The organism is Nocardia sp. NPDC005978, from assembly GCF_040614455.1.
Taxonomy (GTDB): Bacteria; Actinomycetota; Actinomycetes; order Mycobacteriales; family Mycobacteriaceae; genus Nocardia.
The window spans coordinates 1-13,332 of the sequence record NZ_JBEXUS010000037.1; the positions used below are offsets into that span (position 1 = coordinate 1).

General features: G+C 67.1%; 11 protein-coding genes. 4 read left to right on the forward strand and 7 right to left on the reverse strand.

Annotated features, from left to right (window positions below):
• Window positions 1-1,335: DUF222 domain-containing protein (locus tag ABZ319_RS18540; protein ID WP_354987643.1), on the forward strand; the 1,335-nt coding region annotated here is incomplete at its 5' end.
• An 831-nt stretch (window positions 1,336-2,166) separates the two neighbouring features.
• On the opposite strand, the gene ABZ319_RS18545 is transcribed toward ABZ319_RS18540, so the two are convergent.
• Entirely contained in the window at window positions 2,167-2,715 is a 549-nt protein-coding gene (locus tag ABZ319_RS18545) for a TetR/AcrR family transcriptional regulator (RefSeq protein ID WP_354987644.1), read from the reverse strand.
• A 126-nt stretch (window positions 2,716-2,841) separates the two neighbouring features.
• Here ABZ319_RS18545 and ABZ319_RS18550 point away from each other — a divergent pair, with 126 nt between their 5' ends.
• Together ABZ319_RS18550 and ABZ319_RS18555 are read left to right on the forward strand one after the other, a co-directional pair.
• Complete coding sequence (locus tag ABZ319_RS18550) at window positions 2,842-3,369, forward strand: hypothetical protein (protein WP_354987645.1); 528 nt, start codon at window positions 2,842-2,844, stop codon at window positions 3,367-3,369.
• A gap of 85 nt (window positions 3,370-3,454) precedes the next feature.
• Entirely contained in the window at window positions 3,455-4,639 is a 1,185-nt protein-coding gene (locus ABZ319_RS18555; protein WP_354987646.1) for an FAD-dependent oxidoreductase, read from the forward strand.
• 355 nt (window positions 4,640-4,994) lie between these two features.
• Here the strand turns inward: ABZ319_RS18555 and ABZ319_RS18560 are convergent, their stop codons facing one another.
• The 6 genes from ABZ319_RS18560 to ABZ319_RS18585 all read right to left on the reverse strand — a co-directional run bounded on the left by ABZ319_RS18560 (window position 4,995) and on the right by ABZ319_RS18585 (window position 12,317).
• Window positions 4,995-6,797: a choline/carnitine O-acyltransferase gene (locus ABZ319_RS18560; RefSeq protein WP_354987647.1), complete on the reverse strand. Its 1,803-nt coding sequence runs from the start codon at window positions 6,795-6,797 to the stop codon at window positions 4,995-4,997.
• 23 nt (window positions 6,798-6,820) lie between these two features.
• On the reverse strand, window positions 6,821-7,666 hold the full coding sequence (locus tag ABZ319_RS18565) for a class I SAM-dependent methyltransferase (protein ID WP_354987648.1): 846 nt from the start codon (window positions 7,664-7,666) through the stop codon (window positions 6,821-6,823).
• 67 nt (window positions 7,667-7,733) lie between these two features.
• Window positions 7,734-8,636 carry an arpA protein gene (locus ABZ319_RS18570; protein WP_354987649.1) on the reverse strand — a complete coding sequence of 301 codons (903 nt, stop codon included), beginning with the start codon at window positions 8,634-8,636 and terminating at the stop codon, window positions 7,734-7,736.
• 185 nt (window positions 8,637-8,821) lie between these two features.
• A complete protein-coding gene (gene pgi / locus ABZ319_RS18575; RefSeq protein ID WP_354987650.1) occupies window positions 8,822-10,408 on the reverse strand; it encodes a glucose-6-phosphate isomerase in 1,587 nt (528 codons plus the stop codon).
• A gap of 8 nt (window positions 10,409-10,416) precedes the next feature.
• Window positions 10,417-11,289, reverse strand: a complete 873-nt coding sequence (locus ABZ319_RS18580; protein WP_354987651.1) for a TIGR03619 family F420-dependent LLM class oxidoreductase — start codon at window positions 11,287-11,289, stop codon at window positions 10,417-10,419.
• 149 nt (window positions 11,290-11,438) lie between these two features.
• Window positions 11,439-12,317 (reverse strand): helix-turn-helix domain-containing protein, encoded by an 879-nt coding sequence (locus ABZ319_RS18585; RefSeq protein ID WP_354987652.1) that lies wholly within the window; start codon window positions 12,315-12,317, stop codon window positions 11,439-11,441.
• A 144-nt stretch (window positions 12,318-12,461) separates the two neighbouring features.
• Between ABZ319_RS18585 and ABZ319_RS18590 the strand changes: the two genes are divergently transcribed.
• A complete protein-coding gene (locus tag ABZ319_RS18590; RefSeq protein ID WP_354987653.1) occupies window positions 12,462-13,322 on the forward strand; it encodes an LLM class F420-dependent oxidoreductase in 861 nt (286 codons plus the stop codon).
• The last annotated feature ends 10 nt before the right edge of the window (window positions 13,323-13,332 follow it).

Here is a 13,332-nt window from a genome sequence, read left to right on the forward strand (position 1 = left end):
CTCGAAGCGGTGAAGCAACGCTTCGTCCTCGAATGCGGTGTGCGGGGGTTGAACACGCAGGCCGGAGTGAAGAGTCTGATCGTGTTCCTGCAACAAACGCTGCGGATCTCCCATTTCGAAGCTGCCGCTCGGGTACGCAACGCCGACCGGCTCTCCACGGTGTCCGAAGGCAGTCTCCAGCGGCCGCCCGTGTTTCCCTACATCGCCGCCGCTCAGCGTGCGGGAGAGATCTCCGCCGATCACGTGCAAGCGATCGTGAAGGTCCTGGACCGGATCCCTGCCAGTGTGGAACCGAAGCTGAAGGAACTCGCCGAGAAGACGTTGACCGACTTCGCGTGCGTCGGTGACCCGAAAGGGGTGACCCAGGCCGGTATCCGAGTCCTGGCCTACGCCGACCCGGACGGGGTGTTGACCGCGGACAAGGACCGGCAGCGGATGCGCGGGATCTGCATCGGGCGCCAGCGTGCGGATGGGATGTTCCCGATCTCGGGTCTGCTCACCCCGGAGTTGGGTGCGGTATTCCTGCCCATGTTCGCCAAGTTCGCGCGACCCGGCATGTGCAACCCCGATGATCCCGAGAGCCCGCACACCACCGCGCAACTCGGGATCGACACCGAGTCCGAAGCCGATGACAGTGACGCCGACGCTGCCACCGTCGCTGCTCGGAACGTGTTGCGGGCTGCGGCCAAGCGTGATCACCGCAGTGAAGCGCAACGCAATCACGATGCGCTGCTGCGGTTCCTGCAGCCGGACATGGGGCCCACCAAACTCGGGTATCACCGAGGCTTGCCGGTCTCGACCGTGGTCACCATGCGCCTGACGGACCTGGAGCAGCGGACCGGGCTCGCCACCACGAACACCGGGGGCACGCTCTCGATCACCGAAGCGATCACACTGGCCGCGCGGTCGACCCCGTACCTGGTGATCGTGGATGCCAACGGCCGCCCCCTGCACCTCTCACGCGGTCAACGCCTGGCATCGGCAGAACAGCGCCTCGCACTCACCGCCGTTGAACGCGGGTGCACCCGCCCCGGATGCGACGCACCAGCCACCCGCTCCGCAGTCCACCACATCACAGAATGGGCTGATGGCGGCGACACCGATATCGAGAACCTGACTTTCGCGTGCGATGCCTGCCACGCACAGGTCAATTCTGGTCCGAACGGTTGGAAAACAATTGTCATGCCGGAAGATTCGGAGCATCCCGGCAAAACCGGGTGGATACCACCACCGCATATCGACCCCGCTCGTAGACCCCGGGTGAATTTCCGTCATCACCCACGCGTGCCGAGCCCTTCGGGTGTGCCGGGTATCCCGGCACGGCGGCTCTGTTAAGCGCTGCCCCACAGCCGAAACCCAAACCCCAAAGCCGAACCCCACGAGCTAAGAGCGAAGAGCGGCATCGGTGTTCACTCCAGTGGCCGACGTAGCCCGAACCCGCACGCACCCTTCGCCTTCCAGCGGGGTTCAGAAGGACAAGCAAGAACAACGCGGCAGTGCTGGTTACCTCGCCTGCCGTACCCGACCTCGGCTCCCCAGCCGGGAGCGCCCTCGCCCTACCAGCGTGGCTGGATGGCAGTGGGAACCTTCTCGAGATCTACAGACAAAGATCCGTCGTCGCTCAATGCTGGCACTGCCTTAGAGGGTGATTGTGGTGAGCGGTAGTCGATTCGAGGGTTGCTTGTACCCCCACGAGTGGTGGATCCCGTTTATCGGCCCGGGAGGGCCGGTACCGTCGTCGAGGCTCCCAACCGGGCCCCGCTGGTATTCCGTTATCCAGGCTGCTTTGCCCCGGGAGGGCTGGAACCGCAGCCCGCTCACCCCGACCGCACTCCGCTGGTTCTCGTTATCCAGGCTGCTCTCCCTCGGGAGGGCTGGAACCGCAGTCGAGCCTCTCAACCGGTCCCCGCTGGTATCCCGCTATCCAGGCTGCTCTGCCCCGGAAGGGCTGGAACCGCAGCCTTAACTCCCCCACCGAACTCGGCTGGTACTCGTTATCCAGGCCGCTCTTCCTGCGGTAGGGCACCCAACCCGCAGCCTGTCCCCCAAAGCTGTTTCTCGTTATCCAGCCGTCCCTGAACGCGACCATCTCCCAACGTTCCGATACCCCCGAGAACCGACCGCGCATACCAAGATTCAGCCCCTCACGACCCAGCGAGAGGCAACCTACCCCAGAATCAGATCCGTAGCAGCCGCACTGATTTCAGCCCGACTACCCGTCTCCGGAGTCACAGCAATCAGATAATCCGCGATCATCAGCGAGAACGCCAGCAGACTACGAGCCTCCACCTCCCGGGGGTTGTCATACAGGGTGCCGATCAGCTCACGAAGATAAGACAGCCGACTGTTGTCCACCCGTTCCAGACGGGCGCCCACGGCAGGATCGCGGCGCGCCCATTCGCGCACTGCCAGATCGATCGGCATGAGGTCCTTCGAGAGAGTCCAGCGGCCGGCCTTACGGACTTTGGACCTGGCATCGCCGCTGTCTTCAGCCAGGCGGCGCAGGACATCATCGATGGCCCGATGCTCCCACGCATCCAGGACTGCGTCGAGTAATTCCTGGCGGCCCGCGAATTGGCGGTAGAACCCGCCGCGGGTGACGCCCAGTTCCGCCGCAAGGGTTTCCACGCGAATGGCGTCCGGGCCGGAGGTGGACAGGATGCTCAGGGCGGCATCGATCCAGGCCTGGCGGGGAGTTCGCACCGGAGGGGCCATCGGCAGTCAACCAATCAGTCGCAGGGGGTCTTGATTACATCATCCTCGATAGATACAGTACTGTCCTGTATCTATCGGCGCTGGCGAGAATCAGCGTCCTACCTGTGACTATCGATGGGCAAAGACATGGCGCGACACGAAGTGCATGAGCGGAACGACCTCATCGAGGGGGCACGCGTCGAGGAGATCGAACTCCGCCCGGACGAACTCGCACTGAGCACGCTGGCCGATATCGGGCACATCGACGCGACTCTGCTCCACATCGCGAATGCCGACTCGCATTCGGCCGAACAATGGGCGCGGATAATCCTCGAAGGCGCATCGGCGGAGATGCGGGCCGATCTCGAGCGGGCCTGGCAGAAGATCGCGCTGCGGCGGCATCCGATCGGCGCGGCGCGCACCGTGCAGGGCTGGCCGATTGCGCATATCGAGCTCGATTACGCACTGCTGCAGGTGGCATCGGACTTCGGGTTCGAGGGACAGCTGCTGTTCCGGCGCGATGCGCGGGGTGTGCTGCTGGCGACGTTCATCCGTTTCGATGAAGCGGCGGGACGCGCGGTGTGGGATCTGGCGCTGCCCGCTCACCTGCGGTTCGTACGAACGCTGCTGGAGGGTGCTCACGTGCGGGTCACAGCCGAGCGAGTGTGTAGCTAGTCGACTACCGCGCGGGCACAACAGCATTCATTCGGCTCCGGTGCATGAGCCGGAGTCCACTCCACAGAGAGCGAAAGCGAACAACATGACCACGAATACCGATGTCGTCGTGATCGGCGGCGGATATGCCGGCGTAATGGCTGCCAATCGCCTGACCAAGCACGATGGCGTCACGGTCACTATGATCAACCCGCGCTCGGAATTCGTCGAGCGAATTCGCCTGCACCAGTTGGTCACCGGATCCGACGATGCGGTCATGGACTACCGCGAACTGCTGGCTCCGAGAGTTCACCTGCTGGTCGATACCGTCACGCTCATCGATCATGATGTCCAGCGACTCGAACTCGCGAGCGGCGGTGATCTCGGCTACGACTATCTGGTCTACGCTGCCGGCAGTGGTAGCGCTGATCCGCGGGTACCGGGGGCGACCGAGTTCGCCTATCCGATAGCGACTTTCGAGGAGGCCGAGCGACTGCGACCGGTGCTGCGCGCGACTCCGGATGACGCACCGGTCACCGTTGTCGGCGCGGGTTCCACCGGACTCGAGATCGCGACCGAATTGGCCGAGGCGGGCCGCACGGTCACGATGGTCTGCGGGGACAATTTCGGGACGTACCTGCACCCCAAGGCACGACGCTCGGCCGTCAAACGATTGGCCGAACTCGGTGTGACGGTGCTCGAGGGACCCACCGCCCGGGTCACCGCTGTCACCCGGGATGCCGTGCGCCTGGCCGACGGTGGCGAACTACCGAGTGCGGTGACCATCTGGACCGTCGGTTTCGGCGCACCCGATCTGGCCGCTCGCAGTGGCCTGAGTACCGATGCCCAGGGCAGACTGCTCACCGATGAGACTCTGACCAGCGTCGACGATCGGCACATTGTGGCCGCGGGCGACTCGGCCGCCCCGTCGAATCTGCCCTATCGCATGAGCTGCCAGGCGGCGCGGCCACTGGGCGCGCACGCCGCCGACACCGTGCTGGCGCGGATAGCGGGTGATCGCCCCGAGGCCATCGGCCTCGGCTTCGCGGGCCTCTGCCTCAGTCTCGGCCGCCGCGCGGGCATCTTTCAGGTGGCCGACCGCGACGACACTCCGAAGTGGATGTACCTGGGCGGACGCCCCGGAGCCACGATGAAGGAGCTCGTCTGCAAGCAGACGGTCAAGGAATTGGCGACCGAGGCCCACAAGCCCGGCGCTCTGACCTGGGTGTCGGATCGAACCCGCGCGGGCAGGCTGCGCGAGCGCCGCGACGCGGTTCGGCCCGCCCGCTGACGCCGGTCACCGATCAGGCGGGAAGCACCTCGAGCCCGCAATCCGCCCCGTCGGTTCGCCGTCTCCGATGCCGACCGGGTCGGACCATTGCCCGAACGCGAGTCCGGCTCCGGGAAACTCCACGATGCGACACCACCCTCCGGCGTCGGCCATCGCACGAACTCCGGAACGCGAATCGGCCCGCCGGAATCCCCGGCGGGCCGAAGCACCGTGGCGCTCAGCATCCCGAAATGCCGTGCATCACAGTGCGGGTCACCCGACGCCACACAACGCGGGTGGTGAACGGCTGTGACGAGCACAGCGTGATGCGCCCCTCGGCGATCACCCTTTGTGGTCCGTCACAATCGGTTTCACCTCACGCGCTCAGCAGTGCCGCCAATTCGTCTGCCGCGATGCGCAATTGCGCGGCGAACTCGTGCATTTCGTGGGCCACCGACTTCGGAGTCGCGAGGTACAGGTTCCAGTGGTCCGGCAGTAGCACGTAGGCGATGCCGATACAGGTGGGGCTGGTGGAGCCGAAACCGAAGTACTGGATGTTGACCGAGGGAGCCGAACTGGTGCTCAGGTAGTCGTCGCGGCTGATGCGCCAGCCGGGACTGTCGTAGAACGCCATGGGCGCCGTCGCGCCCAACTGCTCGCCCCGGCGGCGCTGGAGCAGTTGCAGTTCCCACAGGTGCTGCTCGGGAGCCTCTCCACGCTGGCATTCCTGGGCGCGCTGCACGTGCGCGGTCGCCGCGGCGCGGGCCGCGGCCAGCTTGGTCTCGGCATCGGCGGCCGGATCCTGCATGGCGGCAACGAAATCCAGGATTTCGGTGGTCACCACGCGCATGGCCTCGGTGCGGCCGTTGCGGTACTGGCGGGTCGCGATCGATTCGTAGGTCGCCCCGGTCAGGCCCTTGCTGCGCCGGTGCGCGAGCTGATAGCTCAACTGCGCGAACGCGTCCGGGGAGATGCCCAGGGTCTTGACGAACGAGGTACCGAAATCGAAGGACACCGTGGAGGTGGCGGTATCGGCCGCGAACTGCGCGAACGCGGCTGCGGCGGACGCGATCACCGCTCGGTGCTGGGCTTCGAGGACGAACTCGATGGGCTCGATCGCGGGCAATCCCTGCGCCTGGGCGCCGGACCGCTCGGCGTGCACGCTCACCGGATCCTGCAGCAGTGTGTCGACGAAGGACAGGATGGTGGTGCCGTCCAGACCGCAGTGCTCGACATTGATGCCCGCCTGTCCATCGGCGAATACGACGAAGGACACCGCCTTGTCGAACCAGCGATTGCCGCTGTCGCCGTGCAGGAGCTGATCGCACGCGTGCAGGGTGTCGCGCGGTGCGAAATCCTCGAGGCAGACGCAGAACAGTGCCGTCTCGATGGTCTCGAAGACCTCGGCGTTGGTGGCCAGCAGTTCCGTGCGCACCGGCGCCCACTCGACACGAGCCAGGGTCGTCAGATGCCCGGCGGAGGCGTTGACCGCCGCGCGCCGCGCGCCCGCCTTCATGACCGCCTGCAGACCCGCCGTCAGATCCTCCGGGGTGTAGGGCGCTCCGCCCGGGCCCAGCGCGTCCATCCGGAACATGTTGCCGCGGTAGAAGACCACGATGTGCCGGGCCTGTGAGTGCCCCGGCCATTCCTCGGTGTACGGCACTCGCACGGTGTCCTGCGGTTCCCCGGGAATTCGAGTCTCGGAGAACAGGAACTTGTTCTGCGCCATATTGAGCCGCTGACCGCGCTGGGTGACCGGCGGGATCTCCTCGGCGTCCAGGCGCAGCTTGTAGTCCACCGCCGCGGTGATGAGCGCGGCGGCCCGCTCGGCCTGATCGGCCGAGGTGGAGGCCGCCAGCGCGGTGTCATCGTGGAAGAGGAAGAAGAAATTCGCGTTGAGCGCGATGCGATCGCGCCGGCCCAGGTAGCGGGCGGGCCAGAACTCGTCGAGCCAGCTGCCCACACCGGGTTCCGCGTCGAATCGCTGCAGATCCGCGTGCAGGGTGCGAGCCGGGCTGTCCGGGCGCAGCAGATCCTCGACGGCCGCCGCCGTGGCGGCGTACTCGTCGCCGGTCAGCAGCGGTGCACTCCAGTGCAGGAACCGGGTGCAGCTCTCCTCGAGCGTGGGCAGCGGCACCCGCGGCAGCTGGTCGTCGTGGGCGAAGGTCCGTTCGCTCAATGCTTGTCCTCGTGGTCGGATGGTCAGGGGTGATCGGTGGCTAGATCGGGTGACGGCCGGGACAGGTACAGCTGGGCGTAGAGCCAGCCGTCCGATTCCAGGTCGCCGGTGTCGATATCCTTGGCGGCCAAGCTGTTCAGCACCTGTGCCTGTTCCTCCTCGGAGGCGAAGCGGCGTTGCCGGAAGGCTCCGGGCGCCAGTTCGGTCTGATATCCGAGGGTGGCCAGGCGAGTGGCGATCGGGTCGAACGAGAACATGCGCAGGACGAAATGCGCCATCCAGGGCAGCTTCCCACCGTGCGCGCGGGCCACGCGCAGCAGGGTCCGATCGGTGACGTAACCGACGCATCCGGTGGAGATGACCAGATCCGCGGTCGCCAGGGTCCGGCGCTGGGTCTCGGTGGGATCGGCGGCCTCCAGATCGGCGTGCACGGTGGCGTGCAGGAAGCCCGCGGCGCGCGCGTAATCCAGTGCGGGACTGGAGGAATCCATGCCGATGAAGCGTACCCCGGGTAGCTGATCGTGTTCGAGCATCCGGGCCCGGTCGCGGGCGATGAGCTCGACCGAGTCCAGGGCCGCGTGCGCGCGGTAGCTGCCGAACAGGTCGGTCATATCGGTGTCCAGGCGCAGCAGCGCGGCGTTCACGCCGTACGAACAGCCGATGTCCAGGACGGTCGGGGCGGTGATGCCGGTGGCGGCGTGATGGTCGAGGAGCAGCTGCTGGAAGTGCGGCTTGGCCAGTTCCGGTATCCGATAGTCCAATTCGGACATTCGGGCGAGGTATGCACGCGGATCGGGACGGGTGTAAATGTCGTCGAACGAGGCTTTTCCGGTGCTGTGCAGGACGGTGCTGCGGGACGAGGCTGGCACGTGCTGGTCCTCTTCTCAGTCGAGCAATCTAACGGTCGAGCGGTCGAGCGGTGTCAGTCGAGTGCTCTCAGTCGAGCAGGCCATCGCCGCGAACGGCCGCGGCGGCGAGGTGTTCGGGGGTGACCCGGCCGAACAGTTGGCGTGAGCGCTCGGCGGTGCCGATCACGCCCGGAATGTCGCTGTAGGCGAAGATGACCGAATGTCGTTGCACCGCACCGCCGACGGGCGCCACGCGGTGCAGGGAGAAGCGGCCCTGGAACAACTGCAGATCGCCGGGGCGTAACTCGAGCTTGCGGACCAGCTGATCGCCCTCGTCGCGCAGCACCGCGTGCACATCGTCGAAGTTCTCCGCCGTGCGCGATCGAATGTTCGGGCAGTACTCGAAGGTTCCGCCGGATTCGGGCTCCTGGGTGAGCATGCTGACGGTGAACTCGTTGGTGTCGAAATGCCAGGGGTGCGACATTCCGGGGGCGACGACGTTGAGGCACAGGCCGGCCAGTGGATCGGTGTACTCGTGCAACGTGTCCAGCCCGAAGCAGTCGGCGATGAACTGCTGGAAGCGCGGATGGGTGTAGAGCCGGTGCACGAGCGCCTCGGCCGGAATGAGATCGCGGGCCACGAAGGCGTTTCCGCGTTCGAGCACCATGCGCCCGGGATGTCCGGCGGGCAGTTCGGTGTCGAGCGGAATGTTGTACGCGTTGACTCGCTCGACCGCGTAGTAGGCGTGCGGTGCGAGTGCGACCCCTTCGGTGCGCAGGGTCTCGATCAGATCGGACCGGATGAAGCCGCGCAGCACCGTGCAGCCGTCCGCCGCGAGATCGGCGCGCGCGGCCGACACGGCCGCGCGCCAGCGTTCGCTGCCCGGTTCCCCGAGCGGATAGCGCTGATTGTCCACTCCCGGAACGGGTGTGCCGATCCCGTCGGCATCCGACTGATCACACGCGTCTGTCCTACCCCCGGTCGCAGCCATGTCGATCATTCTTGCCTCAGAATTCGCCGACACGCCCGAGATGCGAACCAATTGTGGAAATTCACATTTCCTGTGCACCAACAGTTTTCATGCGCCACATTGCGGTATAAGATCTCGGCGCGCCGCGCGGCACCCCGCGCCCTCGCAGCGCGGAACGACGACTGCGCACGGCGCGCCGCGCGCCGCTACAGTGCGGCGCGGTACCGCTCGATCAGCGCGGCGGTCGAACTGTCGTGCTCCCCGGTCGACTCCGAGCGCAGCTCGGCGTGAATGCGCCGGGCCAGCGTCTTGCCCAGCTCCACGCCCCACTGATCGAAGGAGTTGACGCCCCAGATCCAGCCCTGGGTGAACACCTTGTGCTCGTACAGCGCGATGAGCTGACCCAGCGTGTACGGGGTGAGCCGCGGTATCAGCAGGGTGTTGCTGGGCCTGTTGCCCGGGAATTCGCGGTGCGAACCCGAATCCCGCTGCGGCGCGGGCTGTCCGAAGGCCAGCGCCTCGGTCTGAGCGAACAGGTTGGCGATCAGCAGATCGTGGTGCCCGGACAGCTCGTGCGCCGGTTCGAGCACCCCGATGAAGTCGCCCGGCACGAGAACCGTTCCCTGGTGCAGCAGTTGGAAGAAGGCGTGCTGACCGTTGGTTCCGGGTTCGCCCCAGATGACCGGCGCGGTGTCCACGGTGAGCGGGGAACCGTCACGGCCGGTGGACTTTCCGTTGCTCTCCATGTCGAGCTGCTGCAGGTACGCGGGCAGCCGCGCGAGGCGCTCGTCGTAGGGCAGCACCGCGTAACTCTGTGCCCGCCAGAAGTTTCGGTACCACACCCCGAGCAGCCCGAGCAGTACCGGCAGGTTCGCGCCGAACGGCGCGGTGCGGAAATGCTCGTCCATCGATCGTGCACCGGCCAGCAGTTCGTGAAAGCGGCCGGGACCGATCGCGATCATGAGCGACAGGCCGATGGCCGAGGGCAGGGAGTAGCGCCCGCCGACCCAGTCCCAGAACTCGAACATGTTGTCCCGGTCGATACCGAACTTCTCGACCTCGGCCGCGGCGGTGGACACGGCGACGAAATGCTTGGCGACCGCGCCGGGATCGTGGGTGCCCGCCAGGATCCACTCACGGGCGGTGTAGGCATTGGTCAGGGTCTCGACCGTGGTGAAGGTCTTGGAGGAGACGATGAACAGGGTGGTCTCGGGCTCGAGATCGTGCAGGGTCCGCGCGAGGTCGTGGCCGTCGATGTTCGAGACGTACCGGACCGTGAGGGTGTCGAGACCGAATTCGCGCAGCGCCTGGTACGCCATGGCGGGCCCGAGGTCCGAGCCGCCGATGCCGATGTTCACCACGGCGCGGATCGGCGCGCCCGTCGCGCCCCGCCACTGACCGGTGCGCACGCGTACCGCGAACGCGCTCATCTCGGCCAGGACGGCGTGGACGTCGGGCACCACGTCGTGACCGTCGAGGATGATCGATTCGCCGGCGGGCGCGCGCAGGGCCGTGTGCAGCGCGGCCCGGCCCTCGGTGGTGTTGATGGGGGAACCGGTGCACATGGCCTCGATTCCGGCCCGCAGACCGCGCTCCTCGGCGAGCGCGACCAACAGGTCCAGGGTGCGGGCGTCGACGCGATTCTTCGAGTAGTCCAGCACCACGCCGTCGTGTTCGGCCGTCATGGCCGGACCGCGCCGGGGCTCGCGCGCGAACAGCTCGCGCAGGCTCACCCCGGCCAGTTCCCGCTGCTTGTCTTCCAGTGCCGCCCAGGGTGTTCGGTGATCGGTCACGGCCGTGCTCACTTGACTTTGGCGATGACGTTCTCGCCGTACCAATTGATCATCGAGATCTTGTGCTCGAGGGTCTCGGTATCGTGTTCGGCGACATAGGGATTGCGGAATCCCACGAGCGCGTCCGTGATGCCCTTGTCCTCGAGACGCTTGACCCCGTCGGGGCTGTAGGCGTCCAGGGAGACCGCGTGGATCTCGAAATCGCGGGGATTGTCACGCTCGCTGCGCAATTCGTTGATCCGGGCCAGGTACTTGTCCAGGGTCTCGGCGTCGCCGCCCGCGTGCATCCAGCCGTCGCAGAGCCGGACCGCGCGGCGCAGGGCCGGATCGCTGTGCCCGCCCAGCAGAATCGGCAGCGGTTCGGTGGGCGCGGGGGTCATCTTGATCTTCTGGATGTCGTAGAACTCGCCGTGGTACTCGAAGAACTCACCGGTGGACAGCCCGCGCACGATCTCGATGCACTCGTCCATGCGCCTACCGCGGCGCGCGAAGTCGACACCCATGATGTCGAAATCCTCGGGCCACGGGCTGATGCCCACGCCCAGCGCGAAGCGGTTGTTGCTGAGGCGGGCAAGCGAACTCGCCTGCTTGGCCACCAGCACCGGCGGGCGGATCGGCAGTTTGATGACGAACGGGGTCAGGCGCAGGGTGGTGGTGGCCGCCGCGATGGCCGCCGAGAGCACGAACGCCTCGATGAACGGCTTGTCCTCGAGGAACTCGCGATTGCCGTCCTCGTTGTACGGGTACTTGGAGTCGGATTCGGCCGGGTAGGCGACGCTGTCGGCGATGGTGATGCTGTGGAATCCGGCGGCTTCGGCCGCCCGCGCGAGGGGGACGTAGTAGTCCGGATTGGTCATCGCCTCGGCGTAGGTATAACGCATGACAGATCCTTTCGGGGTGCGCGAGAGGGGCGAACGCCGCGATGGCGTCGCCCGGTGCGCGGGTCGATAGCGGTCGAACGGGAACGGGCGCCGGGGGCGCCCTGATCTCGGGGTAGCCGGGCTCGGATTCGCCTGCCCCGCCACCGGATTCAGTTGTTGTTGCCGTGGCTCAGCAGTCGTGCCGTGGCCGTCAGCCGGGCGCTGTAGTGCTCGCGCTCGGCGCGCGATACCGCCGGGCGCAGCGGGCCGATCTGCAGCTCCCAGCCCGCCCGGCCGTCCGCCTTCAGGACCGGGGCGGTGAGATAGCTGATCGGCAGGTCGAAATCGGAGTCGACGGTCGCGGCCGAATACGGCCGCCCGCCCAGGTCGCTGAGCATGGTCAGTACGCGATCGCGCAGCGCGCCGGTGGCGGGGTGGTCGTCGAGATGGCCCGCCACCTCGGCCAGCACATCGAGGAATCCGGCGTTCTCCGCGGCCACGCCCCAGACGGCCACGCCCCGCGTGCGAATCTGCTCGAGCACATCGCGGTACTCGTTCATGCGCGCGCGGGTGGAGGCCTGGCGCAGCCATTGCTGTTGGCTCTGTTCGTCGTTGAACGCGGCGATGGTGGCCCCGGTCGGTGCGCGATAGGGCAGGCGGGCGCCGGGGGTGATCACCGCCGGGATCCGCCCGCGGCCGGTGGAGACGGCGACGAAAACCATGTGCGAGCGCGCGACGATGGCCAGCGCCGCGCCGCAGTCCAGGTCCGCGGCCAGGGCCTCGATGGCGGCCAGCGCGCCGGGTCCGGGCAGGTCGCCGCGTGCCTGCGCGCTGGCGGCGAACGCCATCGCGCCGGCCCCGAGCTGGTAGGTCAGCTCCGGGGAGCGCCGCACCCAGTCGCGTTCCTCGAGGACGCCGAGCACCGCGCCCGCGGTGGAGCGGCTGAGCCCGAGTTCGTTCGAGATGTCGGAGGCGGTGCGGGCCGCCGACGAACCCGCGAGCAGCTCGAGCACGTCGAGAACGCGCTGTGTGGGCGGTGATCCGGGCACCTGCACTCCTCTTGTCGAGTCGCTGAATTCTCGCTAGCGTACGACCGAATCAGATATTCGTAAACCAGCTTGCGAATATTCGCAAGCTCGGCGGGAATCGTCGTTCGAGACAACCCGCAGCATCGTGAGAAAGGCTGGCGCATAATGCGTTTCGGCATCGTACTGTTCACCAGCGACCGCGGCATCACGCCCGCGACGGCGGCCGCGGCCGCGGAGGACCGGGACTTCTCCTCGTTCTTCGTGCCCGAGCACACCCACATCCCGGTCAAGCGCGAAGCGGCACACCCCGGCACCGGGACCGCCGAACTGCCCGACGAGCGCTACACCCGCACCCTCGATCCCTGGGTGGCGCTGGCCACGGCCGCCGCGGTGACCTCGCGCATCGAGCTGTCCACCGCCGTGGCGCTGCCGACCGAGAGTGACCCGATCACCCTGGCCAAGACCATCGCCACCCTCGATCACTTGTCCGGCGGCCGGGTGACCCTGGGCGCCGGATTCGGCTGGAACACGGACGAACTCGCCGATCACGGTGTGCCCGCCAACAAGCGGCGCACCGTGCTGCGCGAGTACGTGGAAGCCATGCGGGCGCTGTGGACGCAGGAGGAAGCCGAATACACGGGTGATTTCGTCTCCTTCGGGCCCAGCTGGTCCTGGCCCAAGCCGGTCCAGCCGCACATCCCGCTGCTGATCGGCGCGGGCAGCACCGACACCACCTTCAAGTGGATCGCGCGTTCGGCCGACGGCTGGATCACCACACCCACCGAAACCGACGTGCACGGCTCCACCAGCCGACTGCTGCGCGCCTGGCAGGCCGCCGGCCGCGAGGGCGCGCCGCGCGTGGTCGCCCTGGACTTCAAACCCGATGCCGAACGCCTCGAGCGCTGGGCCGAGGCGGGGGTGACCGACGTGCTCTACGGCGTGCCCGACGCCTCGAACGACATCGCGTACACCTACCTCGACCGGCTCGCGAAGAAGCTCGACGGGCTGGATCTGCCCAAGGGATAACCGGCGCGAC

Excerpts from the sequence above, each read along its gene's own strand:
- ABZ319_RS18545 (WP_354987644.1), bottom strand. The coding sequence starts at position 2,715 with ATGGCCCCTCCGGTGCGAACTCCCCGCCAGGCCTGGATCGATGCCGCC.
- ABZ319_RS18550 (WP_354987645.1), top strand. The coding sequence starts at position 2,842 with ATGGCGCGACACGAAGTGCATGAGCGGAACGACCTCATCGAGGGGGCA.
- ABZ319_RS18555 (WP_354987646.1), top strand. The coding sequence starts at position 3,455 with ATGACCACGAATACCGATGTCGTCGTGATCGGCGGCGGATATGCCGGC.
- ABZ319_RS18570 (WP_354987649.1), bottom strand. The coding sequence starts at position 8,636 with ATGGCTGCGACCGGGGGTAGGACAGACGCGTGTGATCAGTCGGATGCC.
- ABZ319_RS18580 (WP_354987651.1), bottom strand. The coding sequence starts at position 11,289 with ATGCGTTATACCTACGCCGAGGCGATGACCAATCCGGACTACTACGTC.
- ABZ319_RS18590 (WP_354987653.1), top strand. The coding sequence starts at position 12,462 with ATGCGTTTCGGCATCGTACTGTTCACCAGCGACCGCGGCATCACGCCC.